This window comes from Plantibacter flavus (assembly GCF_900177615.1).
In the GTDB taxonomy this organism is placed as follows: Bacteria; Actinomycetota; Actinomycetes; order Actinomycetales; family Microbacteriaceae; genus Plantibacter; species Plantibacter flavus.
The window spans coordinates 68,825-89,509 of the sequence record NZ_FXAP01000001.1; the positions used below are offsets into that span (position 1 = coordinate 68,825).

Annotated in this window: 14 protein-coding genes; 10 read left to right on the forward strand and 4 right to left on the reverse strand. The window is 71.0% G+C overall.

Annotated elements, in window-relative coordinates:
* Positions 1 to 478: 478 nt before the first annotated feature.
* Both B9Y95_RS00330 and B9Y95_RS00335 read right to left on the reverse strand, forming a co-directional pair.
* Positions 479 to 1,252 carry a DNA-formamidopyrimidine glycosylase family protein gene (locus B9Y95_RS00330; protein ID WP_085510202.1) on the reverse strand — a complete coding sequence of 258 codons (774 nt, stop codon included), beginning with the start codon at positions 1,250 to 1,252 and terminating at the stop codon, positions 479 to 481.
* Between the two features lie 80 nt (positions 1,253 to 1,332).
* On the reverse strand, positions 1,333 to 6,177 hold the full coding sequence (locus tag B9Y95_RS00335; protein WP_085510203.1) for an ATP-dependent helicase: 4,845 nt from the start codon (positions 6,175 to 6,177) through the stop codon (positions 1,333 to 1,335).
* Positions 6,178 to 6,329: 152 nt separating this feature from the next.
* Between B9Y95_RS00335 and B9Y95_RS00340 the strand changes: the two genes are divergently transcribed.
* Positions 6,330 to 6,899 (forward strand): NUDIX hydrolase family protein, encoded by a 570-nt coding sequence (locus B9Y95_RS00340; RefSeq protein WP_064294286.1) that lies wholly within the window; start codon positions 6,330 to 6,332, stop codon positions 6,897 to 6,899.
* Positions 6,900 to 6,966: 67 nt separating this feature from the next.
* Here the strand turns inward: B9Y95_RS00340 and B9Y95_RS00345 are convergent, their stop codons facing one another.
* Both B9Y95_RS00345 and B9Y95_RS00350 read right to left on the reverse strand, forming a co-directional pair.
* The gene (locus B9Y95_RS00345) at positions 6,967 to 7,461 is read right to left on the reverse strand and encodes a GNAT family N-acetyltransferase (RefSeq protein WP_085511004.1); all 495 of its coding nucleotides are present in this window, start codon (positions 7,459 to 7,461) and stop codon (positions 6,967 to 6,969) included.
* Positions 7,462 to 7,567: 106 nt separating this feature from the next.
* The gene (locus B9Y95_RS00350) at positions 7,568 to 9,160 is read right to left on the reverse strand and encodes a DEAD/DEAH box helicase (protein WP_085510204.1); all 1,593 of its coding nucleotides are present in this window, start codon (positions 9,158 to 9,160) and stop codon (positions 7,568 to 7,570) included.
* A gap of 475 nt (positions 9,161 to 9,635) precedes the next feature.
* On the opposite strand from B9Y95_RS00350, the gene B9Y95_RS00355 reads away from it, so the two are divergent.
* The 9 genes from B9Y95_RS00355 to B9Y95_RS00395 all read left to right on the forward strand — a co-directional run bounded on the left by B9Y95_RS00355 (position 9,636) and on the right by B9Y95_RS00395 (position 20,669).
* Positions 9,636 to 11,654 carry a glycoside hydrolase family 127 protein gene (locus tag B9Y95_RS00355; RefSeq protein WP_085510205.1) on the forward strand — a complete coding sequence of 673 codons (2,019 nt, stop codon included), beginning with the start codon at positions 9,636 to 9,638 and terminating at the stop codon, positions 11,652 to 11,654.
* 78 nt (positions 11,655 to 11,732) lie between these two features.
* Positions 11,733 to 13,427 carry an ABC transporter substrate-binding protein gene (locus tag B9Y95_RS00360; protein WP_079705216.1) on the forward strand — a complete coding sequence of 565 codons (1,695 nt, stop codon included), beginning with the start codon at positions 11,733 to 11,735 and terminating at the stop codon, positions 13,425 to 13,427.
* 21 nt (positions 13,428 to 13,448) lie between these two features.
* The gene (locus B9Y95_RS00365) at positions 13,449 to 14,408 is read left to right on the forward strand and encodes an ABC transporter permease (protein WP_085510206.1); all 960 of its coding nucleotides are present in this window, start codon (positions 13,449 to 13,451) and stop codon (positions 14,406 to 14,408) included.
* The gene (locus tag B9Y95_RS00370; RefSeq protein WP_079705218.1) at positions 14,405 to 15,400 is read left to right on the forward strand and encodes an ABC transporter permease; all 996 of its coding nucleotides are present in this window, start codon (positions 14,405 to 14,407) and stop codon (positions 15,398 to 15,400) included. Before B9Y95_RS00365 ends, B9Y95_RS00370 begins: the two co-directional genes overlap by 4 nt.
* Positions 15,397 to 16,278: an ABC transporter ATP-binding protein gene (locus tag B9Y95_RS00375; protein WP_085510207.1), complete on the forward strand. Its 882-nt coding sequence runs from the start codon at positions 15,397 to 15,399 to the stop codon at positions 16,276 to 16,278. Before B9Y95_RS00370 ends, B9Y95_RS00375 begins: the two co-directional genes overlap by 4 nt.
* Positions 16,275 to 17,153: an ABC transporter ATP-binding protein gene (locus B9Y95_RS00380; RefSeq protein WP_085510208.1), complete on the forward strand. Its 879-nt coding sequence runs from the start codon at positions 16,275 to 16,277 to the stop codon at positions 17,151 to 17,153. The genes B9Y95_RS00375 and B9Y95_RS00380 overlap by 4 nt, the downstream gene beginning before the upstream one ends.
* Entirely contained in the window at positions 17,150 to 18,463 is a 1,314-nt protein-coding gene (locus B9Y95_RS00385; protein WP_085510209.1) for an alpha/beta fold hydrolase, read from the forward strand. The genes B9Y95_RS00380 and B9Y95_RS00385 overlap by 4 nt, the downstream gene beginning before the upstream one ends.
* Positions 18,460 to 19,950 carry an aminopeptidase P family protein gene (locus B9Y95_RS00390; protein WP_327083077.1) on the forward strand — a complete coding sequence of 497 codons (1,491 nt, stop codon included), beginning with the start codon at positions 18,460 to 18,462 and terminating at the stop codon, positions 19,948 to 19,950. The genes B9Y95_RS00385 and B9Y95_RS00390 overlap by 4 nt, the downstream gene beginning before the upstream one ends.
* Positions 19,951 to 19,991: 41 nt before the next feature.
* Positions 19,992 to 20,669, forward strand: coding sequence for a GntR family transcriptional regulator (locus B9Y95_RS00395; protein ID WP_085510210.1), 678 nt, complete (start codon positions 19,992 to 19,994; stop codon positions 20,667 to 20,669).
* Positions 20,670 to 20,685: the final 16 nt, after the last annotated feature.

Genomic DNA, 20,685 nt, shown 5'->3' on the forward strand with positions numbered 1-20,685 from the left:
CCCTGAGCTTGTCGAAGGGCGGGGTGAGTCGGGTGGGGCTGCACTTCGACAGGCTCAGTGACCGGGGGTGGTGGCTCGGTGACCGGGGGTGGTGGGGCTTGGGGATCGGTGACGTTCTGGTTCGTGAGCGTGTTTCGGTCCCTGAGCTTGTCGAAGGGCGGGGTGAGTCGGGTGGGGCTGCACTTCGACAGGCTCAGTGACCGGGGGTGGTGGCTCGGTGACCGGGGATGGTGGCTCTCAGCGGCGGGTGGGGGTGGCTCGGTGACCGGGGACCCTTCGGTTCGTGATCGTGTTTCGGACCCTGAGCTTGTCGAAGGGCGGGGTGAGTCGGGTGGGGCTGCACTTCGACAGGCTCAGTGACCGGGGGTGGGGCTCAGTGGCCGGGGGTGGTGGCTCAGTGACCGGTGGTGGGGCTCAGTGACCGGTGGTGGGGCTCAGCGACCGTGGGTGGGCGAGGGACCGGACCCATGCCGTCGGGTCAGGTCTGGCAGTGGGGACACCAGTAGGTGTCGCGGAGCGCGGTGGGGTCGGCGCCGAGTTTGCCCCGCTGGATCCGGGTGCCGCAGCGGAGGCAGCGTTGGCCGTCGCGTGAGTACACCCAGGTCTTCCGGCCGGGCCGTGTGTCGCCCGTCGTGACCCGGTTGCGGCGGTCGCGATTGGCGTTGATGAGCCGGTAGCCGAGGCGCACGGCACCCGGTAGATCGACCTCGACGGTGGGTCTCGTCGGGAGGACGCCACGGATGAAGCACAGCTCGTTGACGTACTCGTTGCCGAGCCCCGCGAGGTTGCGCTGGTCGAGCAGCGCGACGTGGATCTCTCGGCCGTCGGCCTCGAGGTTGTGGATGGCCCGCTCCTCGTCCCAGTCCGGGCCGAGGAGGTCGGGACCGAGCCAGCCGAAGCGCTCCTCGTCCTCGTGGGAGGGGAACACCTCGACGAGGCCGAGTTCGAACCCGACCGTCACCCAGTGCTGCGTCGACACGATCGCGCGGGCCTTCCACGCCGGCCGCCGCCAGTGCTCGCCCGGCTGGTAGACGTGCCACAGCCCCTCCATCTTGAGGTGCGTGTGGAGCGTGTGGTCGCCGATGTGATGCAGGAGGTGCTTGCCGCGCGGGATGACGTCGTGGACGACGTCGCCCCGCAGGTCGACGGTCGCGAAGGCGGGCACCCGCAGGTCGAAGCCGGTGACGACCTCGCCGGCGAGCGCCTGCCGCAACCGGTGCGCGGCTTGGAAGACCGTGTCACCCTCTGGCATGAACCGCTCCGTCCGTTCCGGCTACGGTGCCACCGGCACGGTGCCCGGCGCAACCCGTGGCGGGACGGCCGCGAGCCGGTTCACCCACGCCGGAGCCGCAATCCACGTGGCGTCTCGACGAATCCGGCGTCGCGCAGGGCGTAGCCCGTCGGGGTGCCGAGCACGAAGGCGCCGTTGACCTGCTCGATACCGAGTTTCTCGATCCGACCGGCCCGCACCGTCGTCGCCAGGGAACGCGCCCCGGCTCGGAGCTGGTCGTCGTCCTCCGAGAAGACGAGGGCCGTCTTGCCACCGCGTTCCAGGTAGTAGACCGGTGCTCCGTCGACGAGGACGACGAGCGCACCCGCCTTCCGCCCCGGCCGGTGCTTCACCCCGGTGACCTCCTGGCCGGGCCATCCGAGGGCGGCGCCGTAGGGGTTCGCCGGGTCGGTCGCGGCGAGGGTGACGGCGTCGAGCGGTGGTTCGTCGTCGGTCCGGATGAACCCGCGCAGGCGGTCGACGGTGCCGGAGGACGCGAACTGCGCCCCGCCGAGGCGCTCCACGAAGTACCCGCGACGGCAGCGACCGTTCTCCTCGAACTGTTTCAGCACGCGGTAGGCGAGCGCGAAGCCGCCCGTCACGCCCTCCGCGACGACGGAGCCGCGCGTCACGACGCCGTACCGTTCGAGCAGGGTCTCGCCTGTGGCGACGGCGCGGATGGTGGCATCCTGCTCGGCCAGCGGCAGGATCGACCACCGGCCGCCGAGGGTCTGACTCGCCCGCGTCGACATCGAGGGGCGCTGCAGGTTGCGTCCGCGGTACAGCTTCGAGCGCGGGGTCTGCCGTTGCACCCGGTGCGCCGAGTTCCCCGAGCCGGAACCCACCAGGGTGCGGAGCGGTGAGAACGTGTCGTTGGTGACGAGCCCGGCCCACACGAGCTCCCAGAGGGCGTCGACGAGGAGCTTGTCGTCCGTCGAGCCGACCGACTCCGCGAGCTGCCGGAAGAAGTACGCGCCGCCCCCGCCGAGCGTCGCGAGCAGTTCGGTCTGCAGGGCGTCGGGGGTGTGCGGCGTCGGGGCGAGGGGCAGCGTGAGCGGTGCCGTGTCGGCGAGGTGGAGCGCGACCCAGCCGTCGTTGCCGGGGATCGAACCGCTGCCCGACCACACGACCTCGCCCGTCGCGGTGAGCTCGTCGAGCATCGCGGGACTGTAGTCGGCGACGCGCGAGGGCAGGATGAGCGACTCCCAGGCCGACGCCGGGATGGGCGCGCCGGCGAGCTGGTCGATGACCGTCGCGACGCCGTCGACGCCGCGGAGCGTCCCGCCGAGGTGCTGCCACACCGGCAGGAACCGGGCGAACGCCTGCTGCTCGACCGGCTCGACCTCGTGCCGCAGCGCGGCGAGCGAACGGATGCGGAGCTTGCGCAGCACGCCGGCGTCGCACCACTCGGTCGCGTCGGTTGGGCTGCGGTCGGCGTCGTCGTCCTCGCCCACCTGTTGCCGGCCGGCGGGGAGGAACTCGCCCTTGACCACGCGGCCGGCGTCGGCCAACCGGGCGAGCGTGTGCTGGACCACCGCGGTCCCGAGACCGAAGCGCCTGGCCGTCTGCCCGGTCGTGAACGGCCCGTGTGTTCGCGCGTGGCGGGCGAGGAGGTCGCCCAGCGGATCGGCGACCGGCTCGGTGAACGCGACCGGGACGCCGATGGGCAGCGGGGTGCCCAACGCATCGCGGAGTCGACCGGCGTCCTCGATCGCGGCGAAGCGCTCCTCACCGGCGATCGGAACGCGGATGACGCGCTTCGAGCGTTCGAGTTCGGCGACGGCGGCCGCCGAGCGAGCCGGATCGGGGGCCCAGGCTTGCGGGTCGTCGCCACGACTCGCCTCGCCGTCGGCGGAGACGGTGACGCCGTCGAAGGTCGTCCGGGCCGCGATCTCGTCGATGGTGAGCGGGCCGAGCATCCGCAGCGCGTCGGCGACGCCCTCGACCCCCTTGAGCCGACGCTCGGGGTCGAGACGCTGCAGCTCGAGCGCGGTCTGCTCGATGACGCCGGGGTCGAGGAGCTCGCGGAGTTCCACCCGACCGAGGAGCTCGCCGAGCATGGTGCTGTCGACCGCGAGCGCGGCGGCCCGGCGCTCGGCCAACGGGCTGTCGCCCTCGTACATGAACGCGCCGACGTAGCCGAACAGGAGCGAACGGGCGTAGGGCGAGGGCTGATCGGTCGTGGTCTCGACGATGCGGATCGCGCGCGACTGCAGCTCACGCGCGAGGTGGTCGAGGGCCGGGAGGTCGTAGACGTCCTGGAGACACTCGCGGAGCGTCTCGAGGATGATCGGGAACGTCGGGTACTGCTTCGCGACCTCGAGGAGCTGCGCCGAGCGCTGGCGTTGCTGCCAGAGCGGCGAGCGTTTCTGCGGCGAGTAGTTCGGGAGCAGCAGGGCGCGGGCGGCGCACTCGCGGAACCGTGAGGCGAACAGCGCCGAGCCGCCGACCTCCTGCGTGACGAGGGCGTCGAGCTCCTCCGGTTCGAAGACGAAGAGTTCCGCTCCCGGTGGCTCGCTCTCGGTGTCGGGCAGGCGGACGATGATGCCGTCGTCGCTCGCCACCGCCGAGCCGTCGACCCCCAGTCGCTCCTGTACCCGGGCGCCGACCGCGAGCGCCCAGGGGGCGTGCACACGGAGTCCGTAGGGGGAGTGGAGGATGACCCGCCAGTCGCCGAGTTCGTCGCGCGAGCGTTCGACGACGAGGGTCGTGTCGTTGGGGACGACGCCCGTCGCCTCGCGCTGCTCGCGGACGTAGGCGACGAGGTTGCTGATGGCCCGCTCGTCGAGGCCGGCTGCTTCCAGACGTGGGGTGGAGCCCGTGCCGGTGGTGTCGAGCTCGCGCACGAATGCGCCGATGGCGCGACCGAGCTCGGCCGGGCGACCGATGCCGTCGCCCTTCCAGAACGGCAGTCGCCCCGGCTGGCCGAACGCCGGGGTCACGAGCACGCGGTCGTGGGTGATCTCCTGGATGCGCCAGCTCGTGGCGCCGAGGGCGAAGACGTCGCCGACGCGGGACTCGTAGACCATCTCCTCGTCGAGCTCGCCGACGCGCGCGCCGGCCCCCGACTCGCCGACCATGAACACGCCGAAGAGCCCGCGGTCGGGGATCGTTCCGCCGCTCGTGACCGCGAGGCGCTGGGCTCCCGGCCGCCCGGTCAGGACCCCGGCGTCGCGATCCCAGACGATGCGCGGACGCAGCTCGGCGAAGGCGTCGGAGGGGTAGCGTCCGGCCAGGAGGTCGAGCGTCGCCTCGAAGGCCGAGCGGGGCAGGGAGGCGAACGGGGCACTGCGCTTGACCGTCTCGAACCAGTCCTCCACACCGAGTTCGTCGAGCGCGACCGCCGCGACCGTCTGCTGCGCGAGGATGTCGAGCGGGTTCGAGGGGACCTCGATCGCCTCGATGAGCCCGGCCTCCATCCGCTCGGTCGCGACCGTGGTGCTGATGAGGTCGGCGCGGTGCTTCGGGAACAGGACACCTCGGGAGACCTCGCCCACCTGGTGGCCGGCACGGCCGACCCGCTGCAGGCCGCTCGCGACGCTCGGCGGGGACTCCACCTGGATGACGAGGTCGACCTCGCCCATGTCGATGCCGAGCTCGAGGCTCGAGGTCGCGACCACGCAGCGCAGGCGTCCGGACTTGAGGTCCTCCTCGATGCCCGCGCGCTGCTCCTTGGAGACGGATCCGTGGTGGGCGCGCGCGAGGAGGGGGATGTCGTCGTCGCTCTCCTCGGTGGCCGGCCGGGCCGCTGCGGCCGCGACGCTCGTCGATCCGCGGGTCTGGCCGCTCTGGGCCATGAGCTGCGCCGGTGGACGCCCGGCACCAGGGGTCGTGAGGGTGGCGTCGCTGAGTCGGGCCTCGTTGATCTCGTTGAGCCGGGCCGTGAGCCGCTCCGCCAGACGACGCGAGTTGGCGAACACGATGGTGGAACGGTGCGCGAGCACGCGGTCGACGATCGCCTCCTCGACGTGCGGCCAGATGCTGCCGACGCGGTCTTCACCGCCGCCGTCGCTGTTCGGGGTGTACCCGGTGAACCCGCCACCGCTGCCGTCGTCGTCGGCCTCGCCGGGCGTCCGCATGCCGGCGTCGGGGTCGGTCATGTCGTCGACCGGGACGACCACGTGGAGGTCGAAGGTCTTCGCGGCCGGCGGGGCCACGATCTCGACCGGTGCGCGGCCCCCGAGGAACCGCGCGACCTCCTCGGCGGGGCGCACCGTGGCGGAGAGCCCGATGCGCTGCACCGGCTTCTCGAGCATGGCGTCGAGCCGTTCGAGCGACACCGCGAGGTGCGCGCCGCGCTTCGTCGAGGCGACGGCGTGGATCTCGTCGATGATGACGGTGTCGACCGTGCGGAGGGTCTCGCGTGCCGCACTCGTGAGCATGAGGAAGAGCGACTCGGGGGTGGTGATGAGGATGTCCGGTGGTTCTTTGGCCATCGCCCGGCGGTCGGCGGACGGGGTGTCGCCCGAGCGGACGCCGACACTGATGGTGGGTGGCTCGGTGCCGAGACGGCGCGCCGCCTGGGCGATACCGACGAGCGGGGTGCGGAGGTTGCGCTCGACGTCGACGCCGAGGGCCTTCAGCGGCGAGATGTAGAGGACACGGGTGCCGCGGGAGCGCTCGCGCTGGGCGGCGGCGGCCTCCGCCTCGTCGGCCTCGAGCCCGGTGAGCGGGACGCCGGTGCGCGGCCGCACGGCGTGCTCGGCGATGGCCTCGGAGAGCAGGCGGTCGATCGACCAGAGGAACGCGGACAGGGTCTTGCCCGAACCGGTCGGCGCGACGACGAGGGCGTTGGCGCCGCGGGAGATCGCGTCCCAGGCACCCGCCTGCGCCGGCGTGGGCGCGACGAACGCCCCCTCGAACCAGTCGCGCGTCGCGGGGGAGAAGCGCTCGAGCACCTCGGTCATGGGTTCCATCATCCTGCACCCCACCGACACCGCGACCGGCGTCGCGCGCGGTCGCATGGCCCCGTATGATCCCGCCGCGCGTCGGGCGCGGTGTCCGGTCGAACCGCCGCCCGCCTGGATCGCCGCTCGGCTCCATACGGTATGAAGGAGCTATGAGCGTTCGCACCCCTGATCCCAACCCGGAACCCGATCTCCCCGGCAATTCCAATCCGGGCTGGCTGTCGGACGTCGAACTCGAGGAGATCCGCCGCCGGCTCCCGCTGCTGTACGTGGAGGCCGTGCCGGTCCGCGTCGACGGCTTCGGCGTCGTCACCGAGGTTGGCGTCCTGCTCCGCGCCACGGCGCTCGGCGAGATGACGCGCACGCTCGTCTCCGGTCGCGTCATGTACGGCGAGACGATCCGCGACGCGCTCTTCCGGCACCTGGAGAAGGACCTCGGTCCGATGGCGTTCCCGTTGCTCCCCGCGTCGCCCGTGCCGTTCCAGGTGGCCGAGTACTTCCCGTTGCCGGGCCTGTCGCCGTACTCCGACGACCGGCAGCATGCCGTCGCGCTGGCGTACGTCGTCCCGGTGACCGGCACCTGCGAACCCCGCCAGGACGCGCTCGAACTCACGTGGATGACTCCCGAGGCGGCATCCTCCGACGCCATCGCCGCCGAGATGGAGGGCGGCCGAGGCACGCTCCTCCGCGCGGCACTCGCCTCCGTCGGCCGCCTGCGCTAGCCCTTCGACAGGCTCAGGGACCGGGGGAGCGGCTCGGGGACCGCGGAACGGCTCAGGGACCGATGCGTCAGCGGGTGTAGCGGACCTCGTCGATCATCTCGCCGAGGAACGGCTCGGTCTTGGCTCCACCGTCGAGGACGAACCCGTTGCGCTGGTAGAAGCGGTGCGCACGCGGGTTGTCCGCGGCGACCCACAGGAACGAGGGCTGACCGTCGGGGATCGCGGCGTCGAACAGCTGCTGACCGATCCCGGTGCCGTGCCACGCGTCCAGCAGGTAGATGAAGTACAGCTCGCGCTCGCGGGGTGCGTCCTCCTCGCGGGCCGGACCCGAACCTGAGAACCCGACGATCTCTCCATCGACGAGGGCCGCGAAGTGCGTGTACTCGGGGCCCTGTGCGGCCCAGTGGGTCCAGAGCTCGGCCATGCGACGCGGCGACAGCTTCGCGAGCGTCGCAGCGCTGATGAGGTGGTCGTAGGTCTCGTGCCAGGACGTGGCGTGGACGCGCCCCAGGGACTCGGCATCGACGTCGCGTACGGGGCGGACGACTGCGTTGACGTTCATGGTGGAACCGTATCCCGAGCGCCCCCGTCTCGCGAAATCGAGCGGGTCCGCGAACGGCGAAGCGCCGCCCACCCTGCGGTGGACGGCGCTTCGTTCGAGCGGTTCGCTACTCGTTGCCGCTGGACGCGCGACGGTTGGTCCGGGGCCGCGAGGACTCGGCGGGAGCGCCCGAGTTCGCGGCGTAGCCGGTGCTGTAGTGCGTGCGGCTGCCACCGGTGGCGGCACCGGCGCCGGCACGGGCGCCGCCCGAGCGACCGGCGCCGGAGCGCTGTCCGCCCTGACCACCGTTGCCGCCGGCGGGACGACCGCCACGACGACCGCCGCCGCCCTGGCCGCCCTCGCGAGGAGCGCTGTCGCGGCTCGCGCCGGCACGGGCGCCGTCGCGGTCGCGGTGGCCGTTGCCGAGGCCGTTGCCGTCGCGGGCAGCACGCTTGCGCTGCGCGTTGGCACCCTGCGAGCGACCACCACCGCCACCACCCTGCTGCTGCACGGCCGCACGCGGCGCGGGCTTCACGTAGGCGGCGACGTCGCCGATGAGCTCGAGGACCGCCGGGGAGGTCGCGGTGACCGCCTGCGGGGTGACGTTGATCTCGGCCTTGCGGAGGAGCTTCTTGAGGTCCTCCATCTGGCCGGGGATCGCGAGGGTGACGACGTCACCGGCGCTGCCAGCACGAGCCGTGCGGCCCGAGCGGTGCAGGTACGCCTTGTGCTCGGTCGGCGGGTCGACGTGGATGACGAGCTCGACGTCGTCGACGTGCACACCACGGGCGGCGACGTCGGTGGCGACGAGGACCTTGGCGGTCCCGGCGCTGAAGGCCGCGAGGTTGCGGTCGCGGGCCACCTGCGAGAGGTTGCCGTGCAGGTCGACCGCGGGGATGCCGGAGTCGGTGAGCTGCTTCGCGAGCTTCTTGGCGTGGTGCTTCGTGCGCATGAAGAGGATGCGACGGCCGCTGCCGGAGGCGAGAGCCTGGATGAGGTCCTTCTTCGACTCGACCGAGGGGGTCGTGAAGACGTGGTGGGTCATCGCGGCGACGGGCGAGTTCGCCTCGTCGACGGAGTGGAGCACCTCGTTCTGCAGGAACTTGCGGACGAGCTTGTCCACGCCGTTGTCGAGCGTCGCGGAGAACAGCAGACGCTGGCCGCCGCGAGGCGTCTTGTCGAGGATGCGCGTGACGACCGGCAGGAAGCCGAGGTCGGCCATGTGGTCGGCCTCGTCGAGGACGGTGATCTCCACGGCGTCGAGGTTCACGAAGCCCTGCTTCATGAGGTCCTCGAGGCGGCCGGGGCAGGCGATGACGATGTCGACGCCGGCGCGGAGCGCCTCTTCCTGACGCTTCTGCGAGACGCCGCCGAAGATCGTGGTGGTCTTCAGTGAGTAGGCGTCGGCCAGCGGCTGCATGACCGCGGCGATCTGGGTGGCGAGCTCGCGCGTCGGTGCGAGGACCAGTCCGAGCGGGCGACCCGGGCGGCGCTTGCCACCGGCGAGGGCGCCGCCGAGACGGGCGACCATCGGGATGCTGAAGGCCAGGGTCTTGCCGGAGCCGGTCTTGCCGCGGCCGAGGACGTCGCGTCCGCCGAGGGTGTCGGGGAGCGTGTCGATCTGGATGGGGAACGCGCTCGTCTTGCCGTCCTTCGCGAGGGAGGCGACGAGCGGTGCCGGGACGCCGAGGGCGTCGAAGGTGATGGTTGCTTCGGTCATGGGTGTGTGTCTCTTTCAGGCACGGCCACGAGCTTCGATGACGGCTGCCGGCGCACTCGTGTGCGGTAGCGGGCACTGCCGGGACCACGCACGTGATGACTCACGTGGATGGTACGGCGTGCTTCCGTCGGCGTCGTCGCTGGTGGGAGGTGGCGAAGGCGCAGGTCGCGCATCCGTTCGCCGTATGAAGTGTCATCGACCCTGGCATGCACCGCTGGGTGCCGTGCAGGGGAGAGAGGGAGCGTTCTACGACGCAAGCGAGTACCGCACCGGATGGCGCGATCGCAAGCAAGTTCCTCCAGCGTAGCGCATCAGGCGAGGAGTCTGCTGGGAGTGGCGCGTTACGGCTGTGTTTCCATCTCCTGGAATCGGTCGTCGGCGCTTGACAGTCCGCTGGAGCAGGTGAGTAATGTGTCACCCACCACAAACCCGGATCCGTGTACTGTGTCACACGGTACAGAAAGGCCTGTCGCCCATGAGCTTCGACGAAGACGCCCGAGCAGCGAGCACCGCGGTGCACGCGGGAGGCCGGTACGCCGCCGTCGCACCGATCGCCGGAGTCCGCCTCCCGCTGGGCGCCGGACAGGTCGCGCTGGGAGACGGCGAACTCGGTGCGTGGCAGCGTCGGAACCGGGGCGCCACCGTCCCGCACTCGATCGAGCAGCTCCGCCTCGCCGGCAACCTCGACAACCTCGCCCGGATCGCCGACCCCGGCGACGGCACGTCACGCTTCCGCGGGCGCTACCCGTTCCTCGACACCGACGTCTTCAAGACCCTCGAAGGCCTCGCCTACCTGCTCGCCGAGGACGAGGCCGTCGGAGCGGCGCCCGGCGCTGTCCGCGACTTCTACGAGGAGGCCGTCGGCGTCATCGAAGCCGCGCAGCGCGAGGACGGATACCTCAACTCCTACTTCCAGGCTCCGGAGATCGAGAAGGAACTCTGGGAGGACCTCGCCTGGGGCCACGAGCTGTACAACCTCGGACACCTCATCCAGGCGGCGATCGCCGCGAAGCGCCGTCTCGGCGACGACCGTCTGCTGAACGTCGCCCGGGCCTTCGCCGACCTCACCGTCGGACGGTTCGGACCGGACGGCGACCCGCAGGTGTGCGGGCACCCCGAGGTCGAGATGGCCCTGGTGGAGCTCTTCCGCGAGACCGGCGTGCGGTCCTACCTCGAGCTCGCGACCGCGTTCGTCGACCGACGTGGCCACGGCACGGTCGAGCTCCGGGTCTTCCCGGCGGAGTACTTCCAGGACTCGGCGCCCCTCCGCGAGCTCGACTCCGTGACCGGACACGCCGTCCGCATGGCGTACCTGGCCGCCGGAGCGACCGACGTCGCCCTCGAACGCGGCGACCAGGAGCTGCTCGCGTCGCTGCAGCGGCTCTGGGACGACATGGTGGAGACGAAGCTCTACCTCACGGGCGGCCTCGGCAGTCGGCACTCCGACGAGGCGATCGGCGACCGGTACGAGCTGCCGTCCGAACGCTCGTACAGCGAGACGTGCGCCGCGATCGCCGTGATGCAGTGGGGCTGGCGTATGTACCTCGCGACCGGGTCGGCGGCCGTCCTCGACACCGTCGAGACCGTCCTCTACAACGGGTACGCCGCCGGGCTCTCCGCGGACGGCACGGCCTTCTTCTACGACAACCCACTGCAGCGTCGTCCTGACCACCTCCAGCGGTCGGGGGCGGAGGCGGACGGCGAACTCCTCAGGCGGAGCTGGTTCGGCTGCCCGTGCTGCCCGCCGAACATCGTGCGCTGGACCGCGGAGCTGCAGGATCACCTCGCGACGTCGACCCCCGCCGGTGTCGAAGTGGCCCACCTCACCGCGGCGTCGATCACGACCGAACGGCTCTCCGTCACCGTCGACACCGCGTACCCGTGGGACGGAGCGGTCACCGTGACGGTGGACACCGCCGCCGACGACGAGGTCGAGCTCGCGATCCGCATCCCCGCGTGGGTCGTCGGTGGCTCCATCCGTATGGGCGGATCGACCGCGCCGCTCGAACCCGTCGACGGGTGGATCCGTGTCCGGCGCTGGTGGCGTGCGGGCGACACCGTGGAGCTCGACCTCCCGATGCCCGTCCGGGCGCACGGCGCGCACCCCTCCGTCGACGCCCTCCGCGGCTCGATCGCCTTCGTCCGCGGACCGATCGTCTCCTGCGCCGAGCAGCAGGACACGACGACCGACCTCGACCTCCTGCGGTTCTCCGGAGCCGACGCGGATCGCGCGGTCGTCGAACACCGTCGGATCCTGGACCGGGAAGGTATCGACGCCGTCGCGCTCCTCGTCCCGGCGACCGTCGACGCCCCCGCTCCGGCCGTGCTCTACCCGGTCCTGTCCGGTGCGCCCGACGCCGAGTCCGCCACGGCACCACTCGCCGACACCGCGACGACGGCCTCGCTGACGCAGACCACCGCGACCCTCATCCCCTACGCCCTCTGGGGCAACCGCGAACCGGGCGCCATGCGCGTCTGGTTCCGCGCCCACTGACCTCCTCCCGTCCCCCGACCCCGCTCCACCCTCTCCACCCGCGGGCGACCCGCCCGATCGACACGAAAGCAGAGCGTCATGAAGCAACGATTCTCCATCCCCGCCCTCGCGGCGGCGGCCGTCCTCCTCCTCGCGGGGTGTACCTCCGCGGGTTCGGGCTCGGGAGGTGACGGACCGTCCAGCACCCCGGTGAAGGGCGGCACCGTCGACGTCCTCCTGAACGCGGACTTCTCGCACCTCGACCCGGTCCAGGGCTTCGACGGCGGCGTGAACAACTTCTACCGCCTCATCTACCGCACGTTGACGACGCAGTCCACGGGCGAGGGCGCCAAGGGCACCGAGATGGTCCCCGATCTCGCGACCGACCTCGGCACGGTGAGTGACGACGGCCTCCAGTGGACGTTCACGCTCAAGGACGACCTGAAGTTCGAGGACGGCACGCCGATCACGAGCAAGGACGTGAAGTTCGGCGTCGAGCGCTCCTTCGACCCGGCCATCGCCGTCGGATCGCCCTACGCCCGCCTCACGATCGCCGGCACGGACTCGTACGAGGGCCCGTACATCACGGGTGACCTGCCGTCCATCCAGACGCCGGACGACCAGACCATCGTCTTCACGCTCAAGGAGCCGTTCGCCGACTTCGCGAGCGTCGTCGGGCAGAACAGCTTCACGCCCTTCCCAGCCGACACCGAGCGGGTGACGACGACGAGCCTCGACAAGATGCCGATCGCCTCCGGCCCCTACAAGGTCGACAGCTACGAGCGCGGCTCGCAGCTGAAGCTCGTCCGCAACGACTCGTGGGACCCGAAGACAGACGACGTCCGCAAGGCCTACCCGGACGGCTTCGACTTCACCTTCGGCCTCGACGCCTCGACCATCGACGAGCGCATGATCGCCGGCCAGGGTGACGACGCGAACGCGATCGCCGGGTCGGTCCAGGCGGCGTCCATCTCCCGGATCCAGACGCCGGCCCTCAAGGCACGCACCATCGCCGGTCTCCAGGGCTGCACCACGTACATGGGTCTGAACACGACCAAGCCGAACATGGACAACCCGCTGGTCCGCCAGGCCATCGCCTACGCCATCGACCGCGAGTCGGTGAAGGACGCCTCGGGCGGATCGCAGCTCGCGGACATCGCGACCACCATGCTGCCGCCCACCGTCGCCGGCCACACCGAGTTCGACCTCTACCCGAGCAAGGACAACGCAGGAGACCCGGAGAAGGCCAAGGAACTCCTCGCCGAGGCGGGTCTCCCCGACGGCTTCTCGTTCACGCTCGACATCCGCAGCCAGCCCAAGATGCAGGCGCAGGCCGAGGCGGTGCAGCAGGCGCTCGCGAAGGCCGGCATCACGGTGAACTTCAACCTCATCGACACCTCGACCTACTACGAGGTCATCGGCACGACGTCGCAGCAGAACGATGCCGCCATTACCGGCTGGTGCCCGGACTGGGCCTCCGGGTCGACCTTCCTGCCGCCGCTCTTCGACGGCTCGCAGATCTTCCCGAAGGGCAACTCGAACATCGCGCAGCTGAACGACCCCGCCGTCAACGAGCGCATCGCCGAGATCCGCGCGATGACCGACACCGACGAGGCCAACGCCGCTTGGGGCGCGCTCGACGAGCAGATCCAGAAGCTCGTGCCGACGGTGCCGCTGCTGTTCGAGAAGACGGTCATGGTCGTCGGAGCCAACGTCGCCGGTGCGTACTCGCACGCCGGGTACTCCGGTGGCATCGACTACGTGTCCGTCGGCCTGTCCTCGGCCGGCAAGTAGTCGGAAGACCGGTAACCGCAGATGTCGTCGTCCGTTCCCAGTGAGCTGACCACCGTCGCCGAGGAGGTGGGTGCGCCGGTCGGTGCGCCCACCCCCGCGCGGCGGGTGATCGCCACCCTCCGTTCCAGCCCACCGGTGCTGCTCAGCGTCGCGTTCATCGTGCTCGTCGTGCTGCTCGCGATCCTCGCCCCGCTGATCACCGCGATCAGCGGCTGGGGTCCGTACACCTTCGACAAGTCGGCGGTGGACTCCGACCTCGGCGGCGTGCCGATCGGCAACCTCGGCGGGATCTCCTCCGAGCACTGGTTCGGGGTCGAACCCGGGAACGGACGCGACATCTTCGCGCGGATCGCCTTCGGTGCGCAGGTGTCGCTGTCGATCGCCGTCTCGGCGACGATCGTCACGACCGTGCTCGGCGTCGTGCTCGGCATGCTCGCCGGCTTCTACGGCGGGTGGGTCGACCAGGTCGTCTCCCGCGTCATGGACTTCCTCATGGCGTTCCCGTCGCTCATCTTCATGATCGCGCTCCTGTCGGCCCTGCCCGCCGGCAACCGACCGGTCCTGCTCGTCGTGGTGCTGAGCCTCTTCGGTTGGCCGTACACCGCCCGGGTGGTGCGCGGCCAGGCGATGTCGCTGCGGACGAGCGAGTTCGTCGAGTCGGCGCGCGCGTCGGGCGCCGGGGGCATCCGCATCGTCTTCCGCGAGATCCTGCCGAACCTCCGCGGCACCATCATCGTCCTGGCCACCCTCGCCGTTCCCGGGTACATCGGCACGGAGGCGGGCCTCTCCTTCCTCGGCGTCGGCGTCACCCCGCCCACACCGAGCTGGGGTCAGATGATCGCGACCGCGGTCGGTTGGTACGCGGTCGACCCGATGTACTTCCTGATCCCCGGCACCTTCCTGTTCCTCACGGTGCTGTCCTTCACCGTGCTCGGAGACCGCCTGCGCAAGGCCCTCGACTCGGGAGACGCCGCCTCATGACCCTCTACCTGCTGCGCCGGATCGCGTCGGCGATCGGCATCCTGCTGCTCATCAGCCTGTTCACCTACGTCATCTTCTTCCTGCTGTCGCCCGACCCGGCGGTGCAGATCTGCGGCAAGACCTGCACCCCCGACCGCATCGACCAGATCCGGGCGCAGCTCGGGCTCGACCAGCCGTTCTGGCAGCAGTACCTCGAGTTCATCCGGGGGATCGTCATGGGCCGGAGCTACGGGGAGGGCGCCTCGGCGGTCTCCTGCGCGGCGCCGTGCCTCGGCTTCAGCTTCCAGACCAACGAGTCCGTCATGGACATGATCACCGCGCGCTTCCCCGTGACCGCGACGGTCGCGATCGGTGCGGCGGTCCTCTGGCTGCTCGTCGGCGTCAGCGGTGGCCTGCTCAGCGCCGTCAAGCAGGGGACCGGCTGGGACCGTGGGGCGATGATGGTCGCGCTCGCCGGCATCAGCCTGCCGAACTACTTCCTCGCGCTCCTCCTGCAGTACGTCCTCGTCGTGCAACTGCAGATCCTGCCGTTCCCGCAGGCCGTGCCCTTCGCCGAGGACCCGGTCCGGTGGTTCCAGAACTACCTCATGCCGTGGATCGTGCTCGCCCTCGGCTACGCGTCGATGTACGCGAGGCTCGTCAGGGCGAACGTCATCGACACCCTCGGTGAGAACTTCATGCGGACCGCCCGGGCGAAGGGCCTGCCCGCGCCGCTCATCCTGCGCCGCCACGCGTTGCGCCCGGCGCTCACGCCCGTCGTCACGCTCTTCGGCATGGACTTCGCGGGCCTCCTCGGTGGCGCCCTCATCACGGAGACGGTGTTCGGACTGAACGGCGTCGGCAAGCTCGCCGCCGACTCGATCGCGAAGAACGACCAGCCCGTCATCATGGGCGTCACCCTCCTGGCCGCGTTCTTCGTGGTCATCGGCAACGTCGTGGTCGACGTCGTGTACACGTTCCTCGACCCGAGAGTGAGAGTGAAGAGCGCATGAGCCCCACCGTCACCAGGACCATCTCCCTGCCCGTCCCCGGGGCGGCGCTGCTCGAGGTCGACGACCTCACGGTCACCTTCCCGACCACCGCCGGCGACATCGACGTGGTGCGGAAGGCGTCGTTCGCGGTCCAGCACGGCCAGACCCTCGGCATCGTGGGTGAGTCCGGCTCCGGCAAGTCGATGACCTCGCTCGCGATCATGGGGCTGCTCCCGAACGGCGGGCGCACGACCGGCAGCGTCCGACTGAGCGGACACGAGCTCGTCGGTCGCAGCGACCGCGAGATGCGCCGCGTACGCGGCGACCGGATCGCGATGGTCTTCCAGGACCCGCTCTCCTCGCTCAACCCGTACTACACCGTCGGGCTGCAGATCGAGGAGGCGTACCGCGCCCATCGCGGCGGTTCCCGGAAGGCCGCCAGGGCCGTCACGATCGAAGCCCTCGAACGGGTCCGCATCGCCGACGCCTCCCGGCGCGTCGACCACTACCCGCACCAGTTCTCGGGCGGCATGCGGCAGCGCATCATGATCGCCATGGCGCTCTGCCTGGAACCCGACCTGCTCATCGCGGACGAACCGACGACGGCGCTCGACGTCACCGTCCAGGCGCAGATCCTCGACCTCCTCTCCGAACTGCAACGGGAGACCGGTGCCGGCATGATCTTCATCACCCACGACCTCGCCGTCGTCAGTCAAGTCGCCGACGACGTGCTCGTCATGCGCGGCGGCGACCCCGTCGAGATGGGCACGGCCGAGCAGATCTTCTCCCGGCCGCAGGCGGCGTACACCCGGGCGCTCCTCGACGCCCTCCCGCGGATCGACGACCCGTTCACCGAGCGGCCGACGGCACCCGCCACGACCGGAGAGGGACAGGCATGAACGACGCACCAGTGCTCCTGCAGGCCACCGGGCTGACGAAGGACTTCACCACGAGGGGCGACGGCGCGTTCCGCGCAAGCACCACCCGGTTCCGCGCCGTCGACGACGTCGGGTTCGCCGTCCGCGCCGGCCAGACCCTCGGCATCGTCGGCGAGTCGGGCAGCGGCAAGTCGACGACCGCGCGGATGATCGCGAAGCTCATCGAACCGACCGCCGGCACGATCACCTTCGACGGCGAGGACGTCACCACTGCGCGTGGGCCGGCGCTCGCCGCGTTCCGGACGAAGGTGCAGGTGGTCTTCCAAGACCCGTTCTCCTCCCTCAACCCGAGGCACACCGTCGAGCGCATCGTGTCGGCACCGCTCGACTACCAGGGCATCACCCCGAAGCAGGGCAAGCGCGCCCTCGTGCGCGACCTGCTCGACCGCGTCGGCCTGAACCCCGACCACCTGCAGCGCTACCCGCGGCAGTTCTCCGGCGGCCAGGCTCAGCGCATCGGGATCGCCCGGGCGCTCGCCGTCTCCCCGAAGCTCGTGATCTGCGACGAGGCGGTGTCGGCGCTCGACGTGTCGGTGCAGGCACGCATCATCGACCTGCTGCGCGACCTGCAGGCCGAGCGCGGGCTGAGCTACCTGTTCATCGCGCACGACCTCGCCGTCGTGCGGCAGATCGCCCACGACGTCGCCGTCATGCACCGGGGCAAGGTGGTCGAGCAGGGTGACCGCGAGGCGATCTTCGACCACCCGCAGGACGAGTACACGAAGACCCTGCTCGCCGCCGTGCCCACGATCGACCCGAGCTGGGAGGCCGCGCGTGCCACCATGCTCGAACAGGAGCGGACGCACGGATCGGCCGCCGGAAGGACAGAGGCATGACCCACCGCACCACCACCTCCCTGCTGCCGGGGATCCACGTCACCGACCACACGGTCGACGTCCCGCTCGACTGGCGGCGGCCCGACGACGGCCGCACGATCAGCCTGTTCGCCCGCGAACTCGTCGACCCGCTGCGTCGCGACGAGCAGCTCCCGGTCCTCGTGTTCCTCCAGGGCGGACCGGGCGGCAAGGGCCCACGCCCGGTGTCCAGGGACGGCTGGATCGCCGAGGCCCTCCGCACCTTCCGCCTCGTGCTGCTCGACCAGCGCGGCACCGGCCGGAGCACCAGGATCGACGGCCGGTCCATCGCGGCCGTCGGTGACGCCGCCGCACAGGCCGAGTACCTGGAACGCTTCCGGGCCGACTCGATCGTCGACGACGCCGAGTACCTGCGCCGCACCGTCTTCGGAGGCCGTCGCTGGTCGACGCTCGGTCAGAGCTACGGCGGGTTCCTCACCCTGACCTACCTCTCGCGAGCCCCGGAGGGACTGGCCGCCTGCTACGTCACCGGTGGTCTGGCAGGCATCCACCCGTCGGCGGCCGAGGTCTACCGCCGCACCTATCCGCGCACCGAGCGCAAGAACCGGGCCTTCGCCGAGCGGTACCCCCAGGACGTCGACACCGTCGCGCGGATCGCCGACCGACTCGCCGCCGAGGAGGTGCTCCTGCCGGACGGCGACCGACTCACCGTGCGGCGCTTCCAGAACCTCGGGATCGACTTCGGGATGAAGCCCGGCTACGAGCGCGTCCACTGGCTGCTCGACGAGGCGTTCGACAGTGGCGACCGCCTGAGCGACACCTTCCTCGCGCAGGTCTGGGGGAGGACGTCCTACGTCGACAACCCCCTCTTCATCGCCCTGCAGGAGAGCATCTACGGAGCCGCCGGCGCGGGGGCGACCGCGTGGGCGGCGCAGGCCGAGCGCGATGCACGGCCGGCGTTCGCCGAGACGGCCAGGCCGCTGCTGTTCACCGGCGAGATGGTGTACCCCTGGATGTTCGAGGAGATCCGCTCGCTCCGGCCCTTCCAGGGTGCGGTGGAGCGCCTGGCGGCCAAGACGGACTGGGACCCGCTGTACGACCCCGCGGTCCTGCAGGCGAGCACGGTGCCGCTCGCCGCGGCCGTGTACTTCGACGACATGTACGTGGATGCGCAGCTGCAGTTGGAGACGGTCGACGCCGTCGGCGGGGCGACCGCCTGGGTCACGAACGAGTACGAGCACGACGGGATCCAGGACGCCGCCGTGGTGCGCCGCCTGTTCTCGATGGTGGACGAGCGCGGCGGCCGTCGCGCGGATGAGGAGCAGGCATGACCGACACGCAGCAGCAGGCACCCGAGCAGACGGCGGGCCTCGCGCCGGCCACCACGGAGGCACCAGCGACGTCCATGCCGCGCCCGGCGAACCCCGACCCGAAGCTGCCCCGCCTGGCCGAGGTGCCGGCGTTCCGCGAGTTCCTCGGCACGGGCTGGGGCACTCCCGACCGCACGCCGCCGGTCGAGCCCGGGATCGCTGCGGCCGCAGCCGAGCACCGTCGTCGGCTGAGCGAGGCCTTCGTCGGGCGGACGCTCGTCGTCGCCGCCGGTCGCGCGCCCGTCCGGGCCAACGACTCGAACTACGACTTCCGCCCCGACAGCGACTTCTTCTGGCTCACCGGATGCTCCGCCGAGGACGCGGTCCTCGTGCTGCGTCCGAGCGGTGCCGGTCACGACGCGACGTTGTACATCCCGGCACCGGCGCACCCGGGCGAGACCGGGTTCTTCGCCGACGCCAACCACGGTGAGCTCTGGGTCGGCTCTGCGCCGGGGCCGGCCGACTGGTCGGCGGTGCTCGACCTCCGGGTCGAGGTGCTCGCCGCGCTGCCCGACGCGCTCCGAGGCGTCGAACGACCGCTCCTCGCGGGGACCCTGACCTCGGGGCACCGCGCGCTCGAGCCGCTGACGGTCGCGCCGGAACTCGGCCGCGTGCTCTCGGAACTGCGCATGATCAAGGACGACTGGGAGATCGCGGAGCTGCGGCGAGCGGTCGACGCGACCGTCGGTGGGTTCTCCGCCGTGATCCGGGAGCTGCCGACGGCCGTCGCCGGCGGCGGTGAGCGCTGGTTGCAGGGGACCTTCGACCGGCACGCGCGCACCACTGGGAACGGCCCCGGCTACTCGACCATCGTCGGGAGCGGCGCGCACGCACCCACGCTCCACTGGGTGCGCTGCGACGGCCCGGTCCGCCCCGAGGACGCGATCCTGCTCGACATGGGCGTGGAGACGCGTGCGTTCTACACGGCGGACGTCACCCGCACCTTCCCCGTCTCGGGCACCTTCAGCCCGGAGCAGCGTCGCGTCCACGACCTCGTCGAGGCGTCCCACCGCGCCGGGATGGCCGCCGTGCGACCGGGCCGTGACTTCACCGACTTCCACCACGCGGCCATGGAGGTCATCGCGCAGGGACTCCACGACTGGGACCTCCTGCCGGTGTCCGTCGACGAGGCGCTCAGCCCGGTCGGGCAACAGCACCGGCGGTACCTCGTGTGCGGCATCGGTCACCATCTCGGCCTCGACGTCCACGACTGCGCCAAGTCCTCCTACGAGGCCTACCAGGGTGGCTCGATGGCCTCCGGCATGGTGCTCACGGTCGAGCCGGGGCTGTACTTCCACGCCTTCGACGAGACGGTGCCGCCGGAACTGCGCGGTATCGGCGTCCGGCTCGAGGACGACCTCCTCGTGACGGCCGACGGCGCCGAGGTGCTGTCGGATGCGCTACCCATCGACGCGTCGGGCATCGAAGCGTGGATGCGCGCCCAGTAACCTGAGCGGACCGTGGTGGGAGACGAAGGATGGGAGTCGCGATGAGCATGTCGGCGATCCGACCGGCCGAGGAACGGCTGAGCCTGCGGGCGCAGGTGGAGCGGGCGGTGTCCGCGGCGATCATCTCGGGCGAGCTCGCTCCGGGGACGATGATCTCGGTACCGACGCTGGCGGTGCAGTTCAACGTCTCGGCGACCCCCGTCCGCGAAGCGATGCTCGATCTCGAGAAACGCGACTTCGTGGAGGCGGTCCGGAACAAGGGCTTCCGCGTCACGGTCGTCAGCGAGGCCTCGCTCCGCAACACGGCGCAGATCCGCCAGCTCCTCGAGCCGCCCGCGATGGCGGACCTGGCGGAGGTCTTCGACCACGAGTCGCTGCCCGAGCTCCGGCAACAGGCTGACGACATCGTGGCCGGTGCCCGCGACGGCGACCTGACCCGGTACCTCGAAGCCGACCAGGCGTTCCACCTCGCGCTCACCGCGAAGCTCGGCAACCCGCTGCTCGTCGAGCTCGTCGCCGACCTCCGCGGACGCACCCGGCTCGTGGGGCTGGCGGCCATGCTCGATTCGCAGCAGCTCGACCGCTCGGCCGTGGAGCACCACGAGCTCCTCGACGCCCTCGAGCGGGGTGACGGGGTGGTCGCTCGCGAGCTCATGCATCGACACATCGGGCACACCACCGGCTGGTGGGCCGGCAAGCCCGAATCCGACGCCGAGTAGCCCGTGGCGTGCGTGC

Excerpts from the sequence above, each read along its gene's own strand:
- B9Y95_RS00330 (WP_085510202.1), bottom strand. The coding sequence starts at position 1,252 with ATGCCAGAGGGTGACACGGTCTTCCAAGCCGCGCACCGGTTGCGGCAG.
- B9Y95_RS00370 (WP_079705218.1), top strand. The coding sequence starts at position 14,405 with ATGACCCTCTACCTGCTGCGCCGGATCGCGTCGGCGATCGGCATCCTG.
- B9Y95_RS00375 (WP_085510207.1), top strand. The coding sequence starts at position 15,397 with ATGAGCCCCACCGTCACCAGGACCATCTCCCTGCCCGTCCCCGGGGCG.
- B9Y95_RS00340 (WP_064294286.1), top strand. The coding sequence starts at position 6,330 with ATGAGCGTTCGCACCCCTGATCCCAACCCGGAACCCGATCTCCCCGGC.
- B9Y95_RS00360 (WP_079705216.1), top strand. The coding sequence starts at position 11,733 with ATGAAGCAACGATTCTCCATCCCCGCCCTCGCGGCGGCGGCCGTCCTC.
- B9Y95_RS00380 (WP_085510208.1), top strand. The coding sequence starts at position 16,275 with ATGAACGACGCACCAGTGCTCCTGCAGGCCACCGGGCTGACGAAGGAC.
- B9Y95_RS00365 (WP_085510206.1), top strand. The coding sequence starts at position 13,449 with ATGTCGTCGTCCGTTCCCAGTGAGCTGACCACCGTCGCCGAGGAGGTG.
- B9Y95_RS00350 (WP_085510204.1), bottom strand. The coding sequence starts at position 9,160 with ATGACCGAAGCAACCATCACCTTCGACGCCCTCGGCGTCCCGGCACCG.
- B9Y95_RS00385 (WP_085510209.1), top strand. The coding sequence starts at position 17,150 with ATGACCCACCGCACCACCACCTCCCTGCTGCCGGGGATCCACGTCACC.
- B9Y95_RS00395 (WP_085510210.1), top strand. The coding sequence starts at position 19,992 with ATGAGCATGTCGGCGATCCGACCGGCCGAGGAACGGCTGAGCCTGCGG.
- B9Y95_RS00345 (WP_085511004.1), bottom strand. The coding sequence starts at position 7,461 with ATGAACGTCAACGCAGTCGTCCGCCCCGTACGCGACGTCGATGCCGAG.
- B9Y95_RS00335 (WP_085510203.1), bottom strand. The coding sequence starts at position 6,177 with ATGACCGAGGTGCTCGAGCGCTTCTCCCCCGCGACGCGCGACTGGTTC.
- B9Y95_RS00390 (WP_327083077.1), top strand. The coding sequence starts at position 18,460 with ATGACCGACACGCAGCAGCAGGCACCCGAGCAGACGGCGGGCCTCGCG.
- B9Y95_RS00355 (WP_085510205.1), top strand. The coding sequence starts at position 9,636 with ATGAGCTTCGACGAAGACGCCCGAGCAGCGAGCACCGCGGTGCACGCG.